We start from the raw sequence: 21343 nt of genomic DNA, 5'->3' as shown, positions 1-21343 counted from the left end.
GCGATGTGCGGCCGGCCCCGGGACCGTACCGGGGCCGGCACGTCAGGGGCGGTTGGTGAGGTAGCCGCCCATGGAGGTGAAGTACTCGGCGGCGGGCAGTTCCCGGCCGTCCTCGGTGCGTACGCGGGTGATGGCGAGGCCCTGGTTGCGGCCGGTGCGGGCGTCGGCGCCGGCGACGATCACCACGCCGTCGCCCTCGCGGTAGAAGATCCGGCCCGGGGTGCCGCCGTAGCGGCCCTCGGACACGAACGCGGCCAGGACGTCGAGCCGCTTGCCGCGGTGGAAGGTGTAGGCGCTGGGGTACGGCTCGGACTGGGCGCGGACCAGGCGCTCCAGGTCCTCCGCCGGCCAGGTCCAGTCGATGCGGCTGTCCTCGTCGGCGCGCTTGTGGAAGAACGACGCCTGGGAGCGGTCCTGCTTGGTGAACTCGGTCTGGCCGGAGGCGATGAGGCCGAGCGCGCCGATGGTGACCGGGGCGATGAGGTCGACGGTCTTGTGGAAGAGGTCGGTGGCGGTGTCCGTCGGGCCGACCGGCACCGCCTCCTGCCGGACGATGTCACCGGCGTCGAGCTCGTCGTTCATCATGTGCGCCGTGACGCCCACCTCGGGCTCGCCGTTGATGAGCGCCCAGATCAGCGGGGAGAAGCCGGCGTACTTCGGCAGCAGCGAGTCGTGCACGTTCAGCGTGCCGTGGCGCGGGAGGTCGAAGATGCGCGGGGGGATCCACGTCCGCCAGTTGTTGGCCACGATGATGTCCGCGTCGGCCTCCTTGAGGCGCTCGAACAGCTCGTCGTCGTCCGGGCGGTTGCGGATCAGTACGGGGACGCCGTGCTCCTCGGCGAGGTCGGCGACCGAGTCGCTCCAGATCTTCTCGTACGCGTGCTCGCTCTTGGGGTGCGTCACGACCAGCACGACGTCGTGCTCGGACTCCAGGAGGGCTTGCAGGGTGCGATGCCCCCAGGTCTGGTAACCGAACATGACGACCCGCATGGGGTTCCTCCTCAGAGCAAGGGTATGGCCGAGGCAAGTAAAGCAAGCCTTACCTTAGTCTGCAACGGGGGGTCGTGGTGCCCCAGTTGGCGAGTTCCCGTCCGGCGGCAGTCCGTTTTGTCCTGTCGACAGCTTCGCCGGTTTAGCTTAGGCTCACCTAAGTTCCGTGGCGTGCCGCTTCGTTGGCATGCCCACCTTTCGTTCCCTCCACACCTGACACGCGGCTGCCCCGCACGATGGGAGTGACATGTCGCAGGTTCTTCCTGGTGACGCACAACCGGTCCACGACCTCATTGGCATCGGCTTCGGACCGTCCAATGTGGCCATGGCTATCGCGCTCCGCGAGCACAACGCGCGCGTCGGCAGGCAGGAGGCGGTCACCGCTCACTTCTTCGAGCAGCAGCCCCGCTTCGGCTGGCACCGCGGCATGCTCATCGACGACGCCACCATGCAGGTCTCCTTCCTCAAGGACCTGGTGACGCTGCGGAACCCGTCGAGCGAGTACAGCTTCCTCTGCTACCTGCAGAGCAAGGGCCGGCTGATCGACTTCATCAACCACAAGAACCTCTTCCCGCTGCGTGTGGAGTTCCACGACTACTTCGAGTGGGCGGCGGCCCAGGTCGACGACATGGTCTCCTACGGCCACGAGGTCGTCGGCGTCGCACCCGTGACCCGTGACGGCGTCGTGGAGTACCTCGACGTGACCGTCCGGTCGGGGGAGGGGCTCGAGGTCCACCGGGCCCGCAACCTCGTCATCGGCACCGGGCTGCGCCCCCTCATGCCCGAGGGCGTGGAGCGCGGTGACCGCGTCTGGCACAACTCCGAACTGCTCGCCAAAGTCGACGAGCTGGAGGGCACGTCACCCGAGCGGTTCGTCGTCGTGGGCGCCGGACAGAGCGCCGCCGAGAACGTCGCCTATCTGCACCGGCGCTTCCCCGAGGCCGAGGTCTGCGCCGTCTTCTCCCGTTACGGCTACAGCCCCGCCGACGACAGCGCCTTCGCCAACCGCATCTTCGACCCCCAGGCGGTCGACGAGTACTTCTCGGCCCCCGAGGACGTCAAGCGCCGGCTGATGGACTACCACGGCAACACCAACTACTCCGTGGTGGACATCGACCTCATCGACGACCTCTACCGGCAGTCGTACCAGGAGAAGGTCCTGGGCACCGAGCGTCTGCGCTTCCTCAACGTCTCCAGGCTCACCGGGGTCAAGGAGACGCCGGCCGGCGCCCGGGCCACCGTGACGTCCCTCGTCACCGGCGAGGAGACCGACCTGGACGCGGACGTCGTGGTCTTCGCCACCGGCTACAGCCAGGCCGACCCGACCGGCCTGCTCGGCGAGGTCGCCGACCGCTGCGCCCGCGACGACGAGGGCCGGGTGCGCGTCGAGCGCGACTACCGCATCGCGACCGACCCCGACCTGCGCTGCGGCATCTACCTCCAGGGCGGCACCGAGCACACGCACGGCATCACGTCGTCCCTGCTCTCCAACACGGCCATCAGGGTGGGCGAGATACTGGACTCGCTCCTCGGCCGTGGCTCCGGACCCGCCCCGGAGGACGCCCGGACGCTCGCCGACGACACCGGCAGCCCCGCCCGTTAGCGAGCGGGTGGTCGCACCTCTGTCCGGATCAAGTCGCCGACCGCACAAGGGATAACGTACGTCGACATGGGCACGACTGCTGCAGTTGAGCGCCCCGCGACCAGGGGCTCGTCGAAGGCCCGTCGGCGGCGGGTCGTGGGTTTGGGCACCCTCGTGGCGCTCCTGGTGATCGCCGCGGTGCTGTCGTTGGCCGTCGGAGCGCGCGCGTTGAGCCCCACCGATGTGTGGCACGGGCTGTTCGCGGCCCCGGAGTCCGACCAGCGGCTCACCGAGATCCGGCTCATCGTGCAGACCGTGCGGGTGCCCCGGACGATCCTCGGGGTCGTGGCGGGTATCGCCCTGGGTGTCGGCGGGGCGTTGATCCAGGGGTACACGCGCAATCCGATCGCCGACACGGGCCTGCTGGGCGTGAACTCGGGAGCCTCGTTCGCGGTCGTGGTGGCGATCTCCGTGTTCGGGCTCGGCAACCCGTTCCAGTACGTCTGGTTCGCCTTCCTGGGGGCGGGGATCGCCGGTGTCGTCGTGTTCGGGCTGGCGAGCATCGGCCGGGGCGCCGGCAACCCGCTGACGCTCGCCCTGGCCGGACAAGGGGTCACGGTGTTCCTGGCGGCGATGACCACGGCGGTCGCGCTCTCGGACCAACAGGCTCTGAACGCCCTGCGGTTCTGGAACTCGGGCTCCCTGAACGGGGTCGGATTCGACGTCATCTGGCCCGTCACCGCCTTCATCGCCGCCGGTCTCGTGCTGGCCCTGACCACGCTGCCCTCCCTGAACCTGCTCAACCTGGGGGACGACGTGGCGCGGGGACTGGGCGTGAACATCGCGCTGAGCCGGACCGTCGGCATCGCGTCCATCACCCTGCTGGCGGGCGCGGCGACGGCGGCCTGCGGGCCCATCGCGTTCCTCGGGCTCATGGTGGCCCACGTGGCCCGGTACCTGACCGGGCCGGACTACCGCTGGCTGGTGCCCTACGCCGGTCTGCTCGGGGCCGTCGTCCTGCTGGTCTGCGACATCGTGGGCCGACTGGTGGTGAGGCCGGGCGAGTTGGACGCGGGCGTCCTCGTGGCGCTCCTGGGCGCCCCGTTCTTCGCGGTTCTGGTGTGGCGCGGAAAGTTCAGGAAAGCATGAACGTGACAGATGTGAAGCCGTCGGTGCTGCCGGGCGTACGGCTCGGCCGGGTGTCGTTCGTCTGGCGGCCCTGGGTCCTGTGCGTGACGCTGCTGCTGGCGACGGCGACCTTCCTGGTGTTCTGTCTGTCCATCGGCGTCGGGGACTTCCCCATCAGCCTGTCGCGGGTGATCGCGACGATCCTCGGGCGGGGCGAGCAGGTCGACCAGTTCGTGATCATGGACCTGCGGATGCCGCGTGCCCTGGCCGGACTCGTCGTGGGCATCGCGCTGGGGGTGTCCGGGGCGATCACGCAGTCCATCGCCCGCAACCCCCTGGCCAGCCCGGACGTTCTGGGCATCATCCCGGGAGCCAGCGCGGTCGCGGTGTTCGCCGTGACCGTGTCGGGCGGGACCGCGGCCGCGGTCGTGGACTCCATGGGCCTGTCCGCGGCGGCGCTCGCCGGCGGGCTCGGCACCGGCCTGCTGGTGTACTTCCTGGCCTGGCGGCGCGGGGTCGACGGCTTCCGGCTCATCCTCATCGGCATCTCCGTGAGCGCCGTGATGGAGGCGATCACGACGTGGCTGCTCGTCACGGCCGACATCAGGGACGTGGCCAAGGCCCAGGCGTGGCTCGTCGGTTCGCTGGAGGACCGCGAGTGGAGCGAGGTGTGGGTGGCGCTGTGGTGCTCGCTCGTCCTCTTCGTCGTGGTGTCCTTCGTCGCGTTCCAGTTCAAGCCGATGCACTTCGGCGACGAGGTCGCCGCCGGCCTGGGCGTCCGGTACGCGGCGGTGCGGGCGGTCCTGCTGCTGTGCGCCGTGCTGCTGGCCGGTGTGGCGGTGAGCGCGGCGGGTCCGGTCCCGTTCGTCGCGCTGGTGGCGCCGCAGGTGGCGATGCGTCTGGCGCGGTGCCCGACACCGCCGATGGTGGCCTCGGGCCTCGTGGGCTCGTTGCTGCTGATCGGCTCGGACCTGGTCGCGCGCACGGCGCTGCCGGTCTCGCTCCCGGTCGGCGTGGTCACCGCCGCGATCGGCGGCCCCTTCCTCGTCTATCTGCTGGTGCGGGCGAACCTCAGATAGGTGTACAAGAGTCAGGCATACCTAAGTAAGGGGGGCTTGTGGTCGCACAGTCCATCAACCGGACGAAGGCCGGGGTCGACGCCGCCTCGCGGTTGGCAGCCAGGGGCGTCACGGTCGGGTACGGCGGCCGGGTCGTCATCGACGGGCTCGACGTGGCGATACCGCCGGGCGTGGTCACCACGATCATCGGCCCCAACGGCTGTGGTAAATCAACCCTGTTGAAGACGCTGTCCCGGCTGCTCAAGCCGACCGGGGGCTCGGTCGTCCTGGACGGCGAGGACATCGGCCGGCTCAGGACCCGGGACGTGGCGAAGAAGCTCGGTCTGCTGCCGCAGGCGCCGGTCGCCCCGGAAGGGCTGACGGTGGCCGACCTGGTCGCCAGGGGCCGTCATCCGCACCAGAGCTGGCTGCGGCAGTGGTCCTCGGACGACGCCGAGGTGGTGGAGCGCGCGCTGGCCATGACGGGCGTGTCCGATCTGGCGGACCGCCCGGTCGACGCGCTGTCCGGCGGGCAGCGCCAGCGCGTCTGGATCTCCATGACGCTGGCTCAGGGCACCGATCTGCTGCTGCTGGACGAGCCGACGACCTATCTGGACCTGGCGCACGCGATCGACGTCCTGGACCTCGTGGACGACCTGCACGAGTCGGGCTGCACGGTCGTCATGGTGCTGCACGACCTCAACCTGGCCACGCGCTACAGCGACAACCTCGTGGTGATGCGGGAGGGCTCGGTCCTGGCGCAGGGCCACCCGCGCGACGTGATCACCGCCGAGCTGCTGCACGAGGCGTTCGGGCTGCGCGCCCGGGTCATCGACGACCCGGTGGGTGACCGGCCGCTCATCGTCCCGATCGGTCGCACACACGTCCAGTTGGACACATCCCGATAAAGACGGAGAAGTAAGGCTAGGCTAACCTCACTCCCTCACGGTAAGGTTTGCCTGCCCTTAGGCGAGGGTGCAGTGAACTAGCGCGAAAGCAAGGGGTTTTGGATGCTCCTCCACCGAACGACGCTCAGCAGGCCCTGGCGGCGCATGGCGGCGATACTGACCGCCGCCACCCTCGGCGTCGGTCTCCTCGCGGGATGCGGTTCCGACTCGGCGGACAAGACGGATCAGCAGAACGACGGCACGCAGGCCGCGGCCGCCGGCGCCTTCCCGGTGACCGTGGAGCACGCCTTCGGATCCACGACGGTCGACAAGGCGCCCAAGCGGGTCGTCTCCGTCGGCTACACCGACGACCAGACCATCCTCGCGTTCGGCATCAAGCCCGTCGGCATGGTCGACCAGTACCCGAACCCCCCGGGCAAGAGCCCTGACATCAACACCCAGTGGCCCTGGGTGAAGGACAAGTGGGGCGACACCAAGCCCGAGGTCGTCATGAAGAACGGCGACTCCGGCCCCAACTACGAGAAGATCGCCGCCCTGCGCCCGGACCTGATCGTCGCGGTCTACTCCGAGATCGACAAGGCCGCCTACGACAAGCTGTCCAAGATCGCCCCGACGGTGGCGCGCACCAAGGCCGAGAAGGAGCCCTTCAGCGCCCCCTGGCAGGACAACGCGCTCCACATCGCCAAGGCCCTCGGCAAGGCCAAGGAGGGCGAGAAGATGGTCCAGGACATCCAGGGCCAGCTCGACACCGCCAAGAAGGAACACCCCGAGCTCGGGAAGGAAACCGCCGTCGCGCTGTCCTGGTACAAGGACTCGGTGGCGCCGTTCACCTCCACCGACGTCCGCGGACGACTCGTCACGGGCATCGGCTACAAGTACCAGACCGAGATCGACAAGATCGCGGGCGGCAGCTTCTACACTCAGCTCTCGCCGGAGCGCGTCGACCTCGTCGACGTCGACCACATCTTCGTCATCAACGACAAGGCCGACACCGAGGCGCTGAAGAAGTTCAAGCTCTTCGCCAACCTGGACGCCGTGAAGAAGGGCAACGTGTCGTACCTGCTCGACAGCGAGGGACCCGCGGTCGGCGCGGCCATCTCCCAGGGCACCCTGCTGTCCATGCCGTACGCGATCGACGAGCTCGTCAAGTCGGTCGATCAGTAAGTGAGCACCACCGCGACGCGCCCCGCCCCGGCGACCCTGCGCACGACGACCGGACGCGAGGCCACCCGATGGGTCACGGCACACTGCCGTGAGATGCCCTGGCTGACCACCGCGACCGTGCTCACCACGGTCGCGGGGGCGGCGCTCCAGGTGCTCCCGGTGCTCCTGCTCGGCCGGGTGGTCGACGGGGTCGTCGGGGGCGAGGAACGCTCGATCCTGGTCACGATCGGTGTGTTGATCGGTGCCGCCGCGCTGCTCGGCGCGGCGGCCACCGCGGTCTCGACCTATCTGATCGGACGGCTGGGCGCGGATCTCCTCGCCCGGCTGCGCGAAGGCGCCGTCCGGGCGGTGCTCGGGATGCCGAGCGCCCGGATCGAACAGGTCGGCCGGGGAGATGTGCTCTCCCGGGTCGGTGACGACGTGGCCGTGCTGTCCAAGGGCATCCGCACGGCCGTCCCCACCGTGTTCTCGGCGGGCGTGCTGGTCGTCATCGCCACCCTCGGCATGTTCGGTCTCGACTGGCGGCTCGGCCTGGCGGGCGCCGGCGCGCTGCCCGCGTACGCCCTGGCCCTGCGCTGGTATCTGCCCCGGTCCGCCCCGCTCTACCAGAAGCAGCGGGTGGCCCAGGCCGACCGGGCGCAGGCGTTCATCAGCGGTCTGGACGGCATCGACACGGTCCGCGCGTACCGCCTCGAGGGCGCCTTCCGCGAGAAGGTCACCAGCGAGTCATGGCGGGTGCGCGACCTCGGCATCGAGGTGTTCCGGTTCTTCGGCCGGTTCGTCGGCCGGGAGAACCGCGCCGAGTTCATCGGGCTCGTCCTGATCCTCGTCGTGGGGTACGCCCTGCTGGAGGCCGACGCCGCCAGCCTCGGCGAGGTGTCGGCGGCTCCGCTGCTGTTCCACCGGCTGTTCACCCCGCTGGGCGCCATCATGTTCACCTTCGACGAGGCGCAGAAGTCGGGCGCGAGCCTGACCCGTCTGGTCGGGGTGCTGGGGGAGGCCGCCGAGGAGCGACTGGTGGGCGACGAGTCCGTCCCGGCGGCCGAGGCCGGTTCATACCCGGTGGTGGTGCGGGGGCTGACGTTCCGTTATCCCGGCACCGAGGATCCGGTGCTGCGGGACGTCGACCTGACCATTCCCGCCGGTGGTTCGCTCGCCCTGGTGGGGGCGACGGGCGCGGGCAAGACGACTCTGGCCGCGCTGATCGCCGGCATAGGGACCCCGGAAGCCGGGTCCGTGCGGGTCGGGCCCACCGACCTCGCCGGCCTGGACGAGGCCGGGGCGCGGGCCCTGGTGAGCATCCTGACGCAGGAGACGCATGTGTTCTCCGGTCCGCTCGCCGAGGACCTGCGGCTGGCCGCGCCGGAGGCGACCGACGCCGAACTGCTGGACGCCCTGCGCACCGTCGGCGCCGACGGCTGGGTGGACGCGCTGCCCGAGGGTCTGAACACCTCGGTCGGCGAGGGCGGAGAGCGCCTGGACGTCACCAAGGTCGCCCAGATCGCGCTGGCCCGGCTGGTGCTGGGCCGGGCACCGGTGGTGGTGCTCGACGAGTCGACCGCGGAGGCCGGCAGCGAGGGAGCCGCCGAGCTGGAGCGGGCCGTACTGGCCGCCTGCGCGGGCCGGACGACGCTGTTCGTGGCGCACCGGCTGACCCAGGCGATGGCCGCCGACCGGATCGCCGTGCTGGACGCGGGACGCGTCGTGGAGCAGGGCACACACGAGGAACTCGTGGCTCTGGGCGGCCGGTACGCACGACTGTGGCGGGCCTGGCGAGAGGGTAGTTAGGCAACCCTTATTTAGGTTAGCCTAACTCCACATTCTGGAAGGGACGCTGAGTCTTCGATGATGGAACCGCGCGCTCGTCTCGCACTGCTTTCTCCCACCCGCCTGGCAGATGTCCGCCGGCGCACAGGTGACTACCCGGACAGGACCATCGCCGAAGCCTGCGCCATCGGTCTGTCGTACTGGGCGACGGGGCAGAGCCCTGACGGCATCGACCTCACCCCCGGCACGCTCTTCGCAGACGTCCTCGGATGGGTCGACAACGGCGGGACCGCGCCCGGCGGCTGGGACGTGAGCCCGGACGGCCGGAGCATCACCGTCCCGGAAGACATCACGCCGGCCGACGCGCAGCTCGCGCTCGACGACCTGGCCGACTTCCCCGACCGGCCCCTCGGCACCATCGGCCCGTCCAGCGTGGCCGCCCGGCTCCGCACCCTGGCCGAGTGGAACGACAACGAGGCCGACCGGGTCCGCCCGACCATCGTCGAGATGTTCCGGGAGCAGGCGCGCACCAGACCGGACGCCGTCGCCATCGTCGACGAGCACCGGTCGCTGACCTACCGTCAGGCGGCCGACCTCTCCAGCCAGCTGGCCCACCACCTCATCGCCCGCGGACTGGGCCACGAACAGGTCGTCGGTATCTCCCTGACCCGCTCCGCCGACATGGTGATCGGGCTGCTCGCCGCACTCCAGGCCGGATGCGCGTTCGTCCCGCTCGACCCGCAGTGGCCCGCCGCGCGCCGGGCCGTCGTCATCGAAGACGCCAGGGTCGTCCTGCAGCTCAACGCCTCGGGCGAGCACGACCCGGCCGAACCGGAGGCCGTGGCCGTCGACCTCGGCGACTGGGGTTACGCCTCCTACCCCGCCGAGGGCACCGGCGTCACCGTCCTCGGCGACGCCCTGGCCTATGTCATCTTCACGTCCGGTTCGACCGGGCGGCCCAAGGGCGCGATGATCCGGCACGAGGCGATCAGCGAGCGCCTGCTCTGGCAGGTGAACGAGATCCTGGGCTTCGGCCACGACGACGCCTCGCTGTTCAAGGCGCCGCTGTCCTTCGACATATCCATCAACGAGATCTTCCTGCCCCTGGTCTCCGGCGGCAGGCTGGTGGTCCTGCGCACCGGCGGCGAACGCGACCCGCACCATCTGCTGAGCGTCATCGCCGAACAGCGCGTCACCTTCACCTACCTGGTGTCGTCCATGCTGGACGTGCTGCTGGAGATGGCCGGCGACACCGGCCGCCTGGACAGCCTGCGCCACGTGTGGTGCGGCGGCGAGGTGCTCACCCCCGAGCTGTACGAGCGGTTCCGCACCAAGCTCGACATCCCCATGTACCACGGCTACGGCCCCGCCGAGACGACGATCGGCGTCTCGCACGTCATCTACCGGGGCGCCGCGGAACGCCTGTCGACGTCGATCGGCAAGGCCAACCCCAACACCCAGCTGTACGTCCTGGACGAGGAGCTGCGCCCGGTCCCCGTCGGGGTCGGCGGCGAACTCTACGTAGGCGGCTTCCTCCTGGGCCGCGGCTACGTGGGCGCCCCCGGCCTGACCGCCTCCCGGTTCGTGGCCAACCCCTTCGCCTCCGACGGCTCCCGGCTGTACCGCACAGGCGACCTCGCGCGCTTCGCCCCGGACGGATCGCTGGACTTCCTCGGCCGCGCCGACAACCAGATCAAGATCCGCGGCATGCGGCTGGAGATAGAGGACGTCGAGGCCGGCCTCGCCGAACACCCCCGGGTCCGGCACACCTGCGTCGTCGCGAAGAAGAACTCGGCGGGCGGCACCTACCTCGTCGGCTACGTCATCCCGGCCGCCGGCAGCGAGGACCTCCGGGCGGACGAGGTCAAGGCGTGGGCGACCGAGCACATGGTCGAGTACATGGTGCCGACCCACCTCGTCGTGATGGACGCGTTCCCGCTCACCGCCAACGGCAAGCTCGACCGCAACGCCCTGCCCGAGCCCACGATCGACACGGGCTCCCTCGTCCGCCCCACCACCGACGACGAGCGCGCCGTGTGCGCAGCGGTCGCGCAGGTGCTGCGGCTCGACGAGGTCGGTGTCGACCAGGACTTCTTCCAGCTCGGCGGCGACAGCATCCTGGCCATCTCCCTGCTGAGCGCCCTGCGCGACGAGGGCCTCCATGTCACGGCACGGCAGATCTTCACCCACACCACCGTGGGCGCACTGGCGGCGGTCGCGAGCCGCGAGGACGTCTCCGCCACGGACCACGGCGACATCGCCACCGGAACCGTCGTCGGATCGCCCATCGTGCAGTGGCTCGGCGAGACCACCGACGCCGTCGACGGCTTCGTCCAGTCCGTGGTGCTCAACACCCCGGCCGACCTGACGGCGGACGCCCTCGACGAAACCCTCTCGGCCCTCGTCCGGCACCACGACATGCTGCGCGCCAAGCTGGTCCGCGGCGACGACTGGAGCTTCGACATCCCGGACGCGGACGGGGCGTCCGTGACCTGGCAGGAGAGTGATCTGCCGGTCGAGGAGTGCGTCGCCCTCGCCACCGAGGGGCTGGACCCCGACGGCGGCGCCATGCTGCGCGCCGTCTGGCGCCGCGCGGCACGGCAACTGGTCCTGGTCGCCCACCACGTGGTGATCGACGGCGTGTCCTGGCGCGTCCTGATGGAGGACCTGGCCACCGCCTGGCGGCAGTTCACCTCCGGCACGCCGATCGAACTGCCCCCGGTGGGCACGTCGTTCCGGCGCTGGACCCAGCTGCTGGAACGCGCCGCGTTCGACGCGGACAGCGCCTACTACCGGCGCCCCCTGCCGGGACAGGACCAGCCGATCGGCAGGCGCGCCCTGTCCGAGGCCGACACCGTCGCGCACGAGCGGCTGCGGACCGTCTCGGTCGGCCCCGAGATCACGGCCGCCCTGCTGGGCGAGATCCCGGCGAAGTTCCACGCGGGCGTCAACGACGTCCTGCTGACCGCGCTCTCCGTCGCCCTCGCCCGCTGGCGCCGCGACCTCGGCCAGGACCAGACGTTCGCGCACATCGAACTCGAAGGCCACGGCCGCGAAGGGCAGTTCGTTGCGGGCTCCGCCGGCTTCGAACCGGAACTGTCCCGGACCGTCGGCTGGTTCACCACCCTCTTCCCGGTGACCGTCGACCCCGGCACGGCGGACGACCTCACCACCCCCGCGTATCTGACCGCCGCCCTCAAGGCCGTCAAGGAAGACCTCGCCCGGGTACCGGACAACGGCGTCTCCTACGGCGCCCTGCGCTACCTCGCCGGCAGCGAATTCGACGCCCCCGCGCCGCAGGTGCTCTTCAACTACCTGGGCCGCTTCGCCGCCGGCGCCCCCGGCGACTGGCAGCTCGCCGGCACCACCGGCCAGTTGGGCGAGAAGCGCGACCCGGAGATGCGCCTGCCCCGCGCCCTGGAGTTCAACGCGATCGCCGAACCCGCCGCCTCCACCGGCGACTACGAGCTGGTCACCACGATCTCCTGGCCCGACGGGATGTTCACCGACGCGGACATCACGGCCATCGGCGACCACTTCCGGGTGGCCCTCGCCGGACTGGCCGCTCTCGACCAGGGCGGCCACTCGCCCAGCGACTTCCCCCTGGTGCCGCTCACCCAGACCGACGTCGACGCCCTCGACGGCCCGGAGCTGCGGGACATCCTGCCGCTGACCCCGCTCCAGGAAGGCCTCTACTTCCACTCGGTCTTCGACGACGACTCGGCTGGCGCCTACGTCGAGCAGCAACTCCTCACCCTGGACGGCGAGGTGGACACCGACCGGCTCGCCGCGGCGGCCACCCGGCTGCTCACCCTGTTCCCGAACCTGGCCGCGCGGTTCACCGCCCTCGCCGACGGCCGTGTGGTCTCCGTGCTGGAAAGCGGAGTGCGGGCCCCCTTCACCACGCTGGACCGGCCCGGCATCACCGACGAGGAGATACGCGACCTCGCCGAGCGGGACCGCCGCGCCGGCTTCGACCTGGCCACCGGCCCGCTGATGCGGTACACGCTCGTCCGCGCGGGATCCGGCCGGAACGTCCTGGTGCAGACCGTGCACCACATCATCGCCGACGGCTGGTCGGTGCCGCCGATGCTCCGCGCACTGCTGGCCGAGTACCACGCCCCGGGGACCGTCTACCCGATCGGCGGCTTCGCCGACTATGTGCACTGGCTCGCCGGACGGGACGACGACGAGAGCGACCGCGTCTGGCGCACCGAACTCGCCGACCTGCCCGGCCCCTCACTGGTCGCCGAGGACCACACCCCGTCCGACCGGTTCGCCGACACCGCCGTGGAGCCGGAGGGCGACCTCGACGCCGCCGTCCGCGAGGCCGGCGTGCCGCTCAGCGTGGCCGTGCACAGCGCTTGGGCCGTGACGCTCGGCGGCATCCTGCACGGCAGCGACGTCGTGTTCGGCTCCACCGTCTCGGGCCGGGACGCCGAGGTGCCCGGCATCGGGGACATGGTGGGCCTGTTCATCAACACCATCCCCGTACGCGCCCGTTGGGCCGCCGGAACCACCTCTTCCGACCTGCTCGCCTCGGTACGGGAGCACCAGAGCGCGGTGCTGCCGCACCAGCACGTCTCCCTGGCGAGGATCGGCCGACAGGCCGGCGCGGGCTCCCTGTTCGACACCCTCGTGGTCTTCGACGTCGCGACCGACGTCGCCGCCCTGCGACGCCCCGGCGACACACTGGTCATCTACGACCTCGTCAACGAGGGCGCCCCGCACTACCCGTTGACGCTGGTGGTCGAGCGCGCGCTCGACGGACGACCGCGCTTCAACCTGATCTACGACGCCGAACTGCTGCGGGAGACGACCGCCAGGGCGATCCTGCACACGTTCACCCGCACCCTCACCGGCCTGCTCACCCGGCCGGACACCCCGGTCGGAGACCTGGCACCCGAGAGCGAGCGGCGCCCCGCACCGATCACCCCGACCACGCTGGGCGGACTGTTCGACGCCGCCGCCCGCCGCGACCCCGCCGCCACCGCCGTCACCCAGTGCGGCCTCGACGGCGGCACCCGGTCCCTGACCTACGGCGAACTGGCCGACACCAAGAACCAATTGGCCTCCGCCCTGCGTGCGGTCGGCGTCGGCCCGGGTAAGCGGGTCGCGGTCGCTGTCCCGCGCTCCCTGGAGCAGGTCGTGGCCCTGGTCGCGATCGTCAGCGCGGGCGGCGCGTACGTCCCGCTCGACCTGGCGTACCCGGACGACCGGCTGGAGTACATCCTCGCCGACGCGGCCCCCCAGGTCGTACTGGTGGACAGCGAGCAGCGCGACCGCTTCACACGGCTGCTGGCCAGGGCGGACGTACCGGCACGGGTGCTCGTCCAGGGCGACGAGCTGCCGGTGGCCGATGTCGCCACCGAGCCCGAGGTGAGCTGGCACAACCCCGCCTACGTGATCTACACGTCCGGATCGACCGGCAGGCCCAAGGGCGTCGCCGTCCCGCACTCCAGCGTGGTCTCGCTGCTCGCCAACACCCAGCCCGACATGGACTTCGGCCCGCGGGACGTGTGGGTCCAGTTCCACTCCTTCTCCTTCGATTTCGCGGTCTGGGAGCTGTGGGGCGCGCTGGCGTACGGCGGTGAGCTGCTGGTGCCCGAGTACGGGCTGACGCGCTCCCCGGTCGACTTCCACCGGCTCGTCCGCGAGCGCGGAGTCACCGTGCTCAACCAGACCCCGTCGGCGTTCTACCAGTTCATCGAGGCCGACCGAATCGCAGGCGAGCCGCTGCCCGCACTGCGCCGGATCATTTTCGGCGGCGAGGCCCTGGACCTCGGGCGGCTGCGCGGCTGGGTCGAGCGGCACGGCACGGGCGTGCCCGAGCTGGTCAACATGTACGGCATCACCGAGACGACCGTGCACGTCACCCACCGGGTGCTCACCGACGAGGACTTCGGACCCGGCGACGACGTCAGCCCGATCGGCGGCCCGATCCCCGGCCTGGTCACCTACCTGCTCGACGACCGCCTCCGCCCGGTGCCGCCCGGCAAGGTCGGCGCCATCTACGTCGCGGGCGACCAGGTGTCGCTCGGCTACCTCGGCAGGCCCGGCCTCACCGCCGGCCGCTTCGTGGCGAACCCGTTCGCGGACGACGGCTCCCGCATGTACCACACGGGCGACCTGGCCATCCGCACCCTCGACGGCGAACTGCAGTTCACCGGCCGCGCCGACGACCAGGTACAGCTGAAGGGCTTCCGCATCGAGCTGGGCGAGGTCGAGTCCGCCGTACGGGAACTCGACGGTGTGGTGGACGTGGCCGTCACGGTGGCGGACACCGGCGATCACTTGGTCGCCCATGTGGTGGGCGAAGTGCCGGGCAACTTCGTCGAGTTGCTGTCCAGGAAGCTGCCCGTGCACATGGTCCCGGGCCGGTTCCTCACGACCGACGCCCTCCCGCTGACGGTAAACGGCAAGCTGGACCGGAAGATCCTGACCGAGCGTGCGGCTATGCCCCTCAGGGGCGCGGGGAACTGCGCGACCAGCCCCCACGCACCCGCAGACAAGAACTCAGCAGTCACCACCCTCATCGAGATCTTCACCCAAACACTGCCCGGCTCGGAAATAGACCCCGACACCGACTTCTTCCACGCCGGAGGCGACAGCATCGTCGCCATCTCGGTCGTGAACCGCGCCCGAACCCTCGGCCTGCAGATCTCACCCCGGGACGTCTTCCTCCTCAAAACCCCCCGCGCACTGGCCGACAACCTGCCGACGAGCACACCGCAGACAGCAGCCCCCACCCACCGCGAGGACGGCCCCCTCACCCCCACCCCGATCATCCTGCGCCAGCGCGAACTAGGCGGCTCCCTCACCCGATTCGCCCAGGCCAGAACCCTCCAGGCCCCGGAAGGCACGACCTTCACGGACGCCCGGCGCGCAGCGAACGCGGTCGTCGCAGCACACCCGACCCTGCGACTGCGCCTCCGCACCACGCACGGCGTATGGGCCCTGCGCACCGAACCGCCCCACGAAGTCACCGTCGTACGCCCGGACACCACCGACGCCACGGCCGTGGCGAACAAGGCCGCCGCACAGCTCGACCCCGAGTCCGGCAACGTCATCGCCTTCGCGTGGCTGGAGGCGAGCCGGACCCTCGTGGTCACCGTGCACCACCTCGCCGTCGACTCGGTCTCCTGGCTGATCCTGCTGGACGACCTGGCCGCGGCCCTCCGCGGCGAGTCCCTGGCCCCGCCGACCACGTCGTACGCCGAGTACGCGGACGCACTGACGCTCCACTCCACCCACGCACTCGACGACCTCGGCCACTGGACCACCACGCTCCAGGCACCCGAACTGCTGCCCACGGTCGGCGGACTGCGCGAGACCACCGTCGTGCTCGCCCCCGACGTGAGCGACCGCCTCATCCGCACCGCACCCGCCGCACTCGGCGTCGGTCTCACCGAGCTGCTGTGCGGCGCCCTGCGCACCGCGTTGACCCGCGTCCAGCCGTCGCCCACCGATCTCGCGATCGAACTGGAGCGGCACGGCCGGGTCCCGGTCCTCGAACAGCACGACTACACCCGTACCGTCGGCTGGTTCACCTCCATCGCACCCGTACGGCTCACCGCGCACACCGACCCGGTCGCCGCTGCCCGCGAGGTCGCCGAACGCCAGCCGGACGAGCGCGCCCACGTCGCCTACGGTCAGCTCAGGTACCTCGAACCGCAGACGGCCCCGCTGCTCACCGCCCGCCCGCAGGTGCTGTTCAACTACCTCGGCCGGGGCAGCGAGTCCCAGGCGCTGCACCTCACCGGCGGCGACCAGGGCAGCCCGTACGCCGTCGAGGTCAACGCCTGGACCGACGAGGCGACCGGCAGCCTGCTCGCCGAGTTCACCCTCGCCGAGGGCATCCCCGACGAGATCACCGCGCACTGGCGCGGAGCGCTGGAGCACATCGCCGACGCCGCCACGACAGCCGAGCGCACCGCACCGGTCACCCCGCTCCAGCGCGGCCTGTTCTTCCAGGCCCAGCTGGCGGGCACGGCCGGACACTACGTCGCGCAGAGCTGGTTCACCTTCGACCGGCGCCTGGACACCGACGCGCTGGCCGAGGCGATGGCGTACGTGATCGCACGGCACCCGGTCGTGGGCGCCGGCTTCGGCACGGACGACGACGGAAACCCCGTCCAGGTCCTCAAGGCCGGCCGGCGGGTCGATGTCCGTACGGTCGCCCTGTCGACGGACGCGGAGGTCGACGCCCTGCGCGCCCGGGACCGCGACACCGGATTCGACCCGGGGGAGCCGCCGCTGATCAGGCTGACCGTGGTGCGGCTGCCCGACGACCGCGACGGCCTGCTGCTCAGCTATCACCTGCTGCTGTGGGACGGCTGGTCCCGCGAGATCGTCCTGCGGGACCTGTTCGACGCCTACCGTGCCGTCCTCGCCGGCGAGCCGCTCGACCCGGTGCCGGCCACGCCGAGCTTCGAGGAGTACGCCCGGGCGCTCGACGCCAAGGACCCCGCCGTATCGGAACGCTTCTGGGCGGAGCACCTGGCGGCCCTCCCCGGCCCGACGCTGCTCGCCGGACCGGCGCCGGCCCTCTCGGACGACCTGCCGCGCGCACTCGTGCACACGCTGTCCGCCGAGCACTCGGAGAGGCTGCGGGAAGCGGCCAGGGTGCACGGTGTCACGCTGAACTCGGTGCTGACCGGCGCGTTCGGCCTGCTGCTCGGCGCGTACACCGGCCGCAGCGACGCAGTGTTCGGCGTGACCGTCTCCGGCCGTGACGGCGAGGGCCTGGACGACATCGTCGGCGTGCTGCTCAACACCGTGCCCACGTGGACGCGGGCCCGGCCCGAGCAGTCGGTCCGTGAGTACCTGTCGGCCGTACAGACGGCACGGGTCGAGGCGATGGAGCACGAGCACCTGGGGCTCGGCGAGATCCAGCGGGCCAGCGGGCACGACACCCTGTTCGACAACCTGTTCGTGCTGCAGAACTTCCTGGACATGGAAGCGTTCGCCGAGATGAACGCCCGGCACGGCATCACCTCGGTGAAGGCCGACGACTCCACGCACTACCCGTTCACCTGGGTCGTCACCCCCGGCGACCGCCTCACGGTCAAGCTCGAGTACCGCGACGGCGACACCGCGGGTGCCCGTCGTCTCCTCGACGACTACCTCAGCGTGCTCCAGGACCTGGCCCGGTCGACCGGGCCGGTGGGCGCGCTGCGGGGGCTCGGACCGGCGCCGGTGCGGGAGGAGCGTACCGACGTCGGCACGGACACCGTCGTCGACCGGTTCGACCAGGCCGCTGACCGCGATCCGCAGCGGGTGGCGCTCGTCGCGCACGGAGCGACGATGACGTTCGCCGAGCTCCGGGACCGCAGCCGCGCGGTCGCCGGTGTGCTCGCGGGACGCGGCATCGGGCCCGAGACGACCGTGGGTCTCGCGATCCCCCGCTCCCTCGACTGGATCGCGGCGCTGTTCGCCGTCCTGCGCGTCGGAGCCGCGTATGTACCGCTGGAGCTGGACCACCCGGACGAGCGGATCGCCGCGATCGTCGACGACGCCCGCCCGGACGTGATCCTCACCGTGAGTGCCGTCTCGCCCCGGCTGACCGGCGACCTCATCGAACTGGACCGGCCTCTTCCCGAGGCCGAGCCGTACGTGACGTTCGCGCCGGACGACCCGGACCGGCTGCGGCACCCCGCATACACGATCTACACCTCAGGGTCGACCGGAAAGCCCAAGGGCGTGGTCACCGAGTACGCCGGGCTCACCAACATGCTGATCAACCATCAGCGCCGGATCTTCGAGCCGGTGCTGGCGGAGCACGGCCACCGGATCTTCCGGATCGCGCACACCGTGTCGTTCGCGTTCGACATGTCGTGGGAGGAGCTGCTGTGGCTCGCCGACGGCCATGAGGTGCACATCTGCGACGAGGAGCTGCGCCGCGACGCGCCCGCCTTGGTGGAGTACTGCCTGGAGCACGGGATCGACGTCATCAACGTGACCCCTACATACGCGCAGCAGCTGGTGGCCGAGGGTCTGCTGGACAATCCGGAACGCCGGCCGGCGCTGGTGCTGCTGGGCGGCGAGGCCGTCACCCCCACGCTGTGGCAGCGCCTCGCGGAGACCGAGGGCACGGTCGGCTACAACCTGTACGGGCCCACCGAGTACACCATCAACACCCTGGGCGTCGGCACCTTCGAGTGCGAGGACCCGGTGGTGGGCGTCGCGATCGACAACACGGACGTGTATGTGCTGGATCCGTGGCTGCGACCGCTGCCCGACGGGGTTCCCGGCGAGCTGTACGTGTCCGGCATCGGCATCGCGCGCGGCTATCTCGGGCAGCCCGCCCAGAGCGCGCACCGCTTCGTCGCCTGCCCGTTCGGCGAGCCCGGGGAGCGCATGTACCGCACCGGTGACCTGGTGGTCCGCCGGCCCGACGGCAACCTGATGTACCTGGGCCGCACCGACCAGCAGGTCAAGATCCGGGGGCACCGGGTCGAACTCGGCGAGGTCGAGGCCGTGTTCGCCGCGCACCCGGCGGTCCGGTTCGCCGCCGCCGTCGCCCAGCCCGACCCGCAGGTCGACGGCGCCTACCGGCTGGCCGCCTACCTCGTGCTGGACGGTGCCGATCTGGCGGCGGTCGCCGCCGACGTGGGCGCCGGACTGCCGGACTTCCTGCGGCCGACGCACTACGCCCAGGTCGACAGCATCCCGCTGACGGTGAACGGGAAGGCAGACACCAAGGCGCTGCCCGAGGCCAAACCGCTCGGCGCGCTGACCACGGTGGGGGAGCGTGGCCCGCAGACCGAGACCGAGACCGTGGTCTGCGAGTACTTCGCCGAGGCACTGGACCTGGACGACGACGAGGTGAGCGCGGTGAGTGACTTCGTGTCCCTCGGGGGACACTCCATGCTGGCGGTACGCCTGATCGGGCTGCTCCGCCGCGAGTTCGGCCCCATGATCACCATCCGAGACCTGTTCACCCTGCGAACCCCCGAAGCGATTGCCCGCCACCTCGATGACAACTGACACGCAGCGGCCCCGCCCTGGGGCCGCCATCCTCCGCACGGCCCTGCGCCGCAACCTCGGCGCCATGGCCGGCGGCACCGTCCTCATGGGCCTCTACCAGGCCGGCGAGACGGCCTTCCCCATCGCGCTCGGCATGATCGTCGAGCACACGATGCGGGGCGACCGGAGCCTCGGCGCGCTCGCCCTGTCGATCGCCGCGCTGGCCGTGATCATCACGACCGTGTCGCTGTCATGGCGGTTCGGCATGCGGATCCTGCAGAAGGCCAACACGACCGAGGCACACCGCTGGCGGGTCAAGGTCGCGGCCTGCGGCCTGCAACCGGTGGCCAGGGACGTCGACCTCAAGTCCGGCGAGGTCCTGACCATCGCCACCGAGGACGCCGACCAGACCGCCGACATCATCGAAGTGGTGCCGCTGCTGATCAGCTCACTGGTCGCGGTGCTGGTCGCGGCGGTCGCGCTGGGCCTCGCCGACATCCGGCTCGGCCTGCTGGTGATCGTGGGCACCGTCGCGATCCTGTCGATCCTGAGCGTGATGTCCCGGCGGATCGGCAGCAGCACCCAGGAACAGCAGGCCAGGGTGGCGCGGGCCGGCGCGAAGGTCGCCGACCTGATCACCGGCCTGCGCCCGCTGCACGGATTCGGCGGCAACCACGCGGCGTTCGGCTCCTACCGCAAGGTCAGCACCGAGGCGCGGCACCAGTCCATCGTCGTCGCCAAGGTGAACGGCGTGTACGCGGGCACCGCGCTGGCCCTCAACGCGGTCCTGGCCGGGGCCGTGACCCTGACGGCCGGCTGGCTGGCCTTCGACGGCCGGATCACCATCGGGGAACTCGTCATGGCCGTGGGCCTGGCGCAGTTCATCATGGAACCGCTCAAGCTGTTCTCTGAGATGCCCAAGTACGTGATGATCGCGCGCGCGTCGGCCGAGCGGATGGCTCTGGTGCTGTCGGCTCCGCCGGTCACGACCCCGGGCTCCGGGCGACCGGCGCCGGGCTCGGACCTGGACATCGACTGCGTCCGCCACGGGACCCTGAACAAGGTGAGGTTCCAGGTGGCGGCCGGCGAGTTCGTCGCCATCGCCGCCTACCAGCCGCGCGCCGCGGCCGACCTGGCGGCCGTCCTCGCCGTGAACGTCCCGCCCGACGCGTACGAGGGAGCCGTCCGGGTCGGCGGGCAGGAGCTGGCGGACCTGTCGGTCGAGGCGGTCCGCGAGCACATCCTCGTGAACCCGTACGACGGGGAGATCTTCGCGGGCACCCTGCGCACCAACATCGACCCCACGGGCACCAGCGGTTCGGTCCCCGAGGCCGTCGAGGCGTCCATGCTGACCGACGTCGTCGCCCTGCACCGCGACGGCCTCGACTACGGCGTCCGGGACCGCGGCGCCAACCTCTCCGGAGGCCAGCGCCAACGCCTGTCCCTGGCCCGGGCGCTGGCGGCCGACACGGACGTCCTGGTCCTGCACGACCCGACGACGGCCGTCGACGCGGTCACCGAACAGCTCATCGCCCGCAACGTGGCGAAACTGCGCCGGGGCCGCACGACGGTAGTGATCACCAGCAGCCCGGCCTTCCTGGACGCCGCCGACCGAGTTCTGGTCCTGGCCGACGGCGTCATCACGGCGGAGGACACCCACCGAAACCTGCTGGCCAACGACGAGGCGTACTGCCTGGCGGTGGCGCGGTGACCCTCTGAGGGGCCCGGGGGCTGGCTTTTAGGGGCGCGGGGAACTGCGCGACCAGCCCCCACCGCCC

General features: G+C 70.9%; 9 protein-coding genes. 8 read left to right on the top strand and 1 reads right to left on the bottom strand.

All coding sequences use genetic code 11. The features are described from left to right. Positions 1-42: 42 nt before the first annotated feature. A complete protein-coding gene (locus ACWIF2_RS22160; protein WP_382486110.1) occupies positions 43-990 on the bottom strand; it encodes a methionyl-tRNA formyltransferase in 948 nt (315 codons plus the stop codon). Positions 991-1237: 247 nt separating this feature from the next. Between ACWIF2_RS22160 and ACWIF2_RS22155 the strand changes: the two genes are divergently transcribed. From ACWIF2_RS22155 to ACWIF2_RS22120, 8 genes are all read left to right on the top strand, one after another. Then, complete coding sequence (locus ACWIF2_RS22155) at positions 1238-2593, top strand: lysine N(6)-hydroxylase/L-ornithine N(5)-oxygenase family protein (RefSeq protein WP_454362351.1); 1356 nt, start codon at positions 1238-1240, stop codon at positions 2591-2593. A gap of 66 nt (positions 2594-2659) precedes the next feature. Beyond that, on the top strand, positions 2660-3721 hold the full coding sequence (locus ACWIF2_RS22150; RefSeq protein ID WP_454362350.1) for a FecCD family ABC transporter permease: 1062 nt from the start codon (positions 2660-2662) through the stop codon (positions 3719-3721). Then, positions 3718-4779, top strand: coding sequence for a FecCD family ABC transporter permease (locus tag ACWIF2_RS22145; protein WP_382486105.1), 1062 nt, complete (start codon positions 3718-3720; stop codon positions 4777-4779). The genes ACWIF2_RS22150 and ACWIF2_RS22145 overlap by 4 nt, the downstream gene beginning before the upstream one ends. A gap of 38 nt (positions 4780-4817) precedes the next feature. Continuing rightward, the gene (locus ACWIF2_RS22140; RefSeq protein ID WP_454362349.1) at positions 4818-5666 is read left to right on the top strand and encodes an ABC transporter ATP-binding protein; all 849 of its coding nucleotides are present in this window, start codon (positions 4818-4820) and stop codon (positions 5664-5666) included. A 102-nt stretch (positions 5667-5768) separates the two neighbouring features. Continuing rightward, positions 5769-6830, top strand: coding sequence for an iron-siderophore ABC transporter substrate-binding protein (locus ACWIF2_RS22135; RefSeq protein WP_454362348.1), 1062 nt, complete (start codon positions 5769-5771; stop codon positions 6828-6830). Next, positions 6831-8618, top strand: coding sequence for an ABC transporter ATP-binding protein (locus ACWIF2_RS22130; protein ID WP_454362347.1), 1788 nt, complete (start codon positions 6831-6833; stop codon positions 8616-8618). It abuts the gene before it with no gap. A gap of 57 nt (positions 8619-8675) precedes the next feature. Next, complete coding sequence (locus tag ACWIF2_RS22125) at positions 8676-19586, top strand: amino acid adenylation domain-containing protein (RefSeq protein WP_454362346.1); 10911 nt, start codon at positions 8676-8678, stop codon at positions 19584-19586. Further along, complete coding sequence (locus ACWIF2_RS22120; RefSeq protein WP_454362345.1) at positions 19576-21276, top strand: ABC transporter ATP-binding protein; 1701 nt, start codon at positions 19576-19578, stop codon at positions 21274-21276. The genes ACWIF2_RS22125 and ACWIF2_RS22120 overlap by 11 nt, the downstream gene beginning before the upstream one ends. The last annotated feature ends 67 nt before the right edge of the window (positions 21277-21343 follow it).

Source organism: Streptomyces sp. NPDC055506 (genome assembly GCF_053643595.1).
The sequence above is the reverse complement of the archived record's forward strand: the minus strand, read 5'-3'. Positions and strand labels throughout refer to the sequence as shown.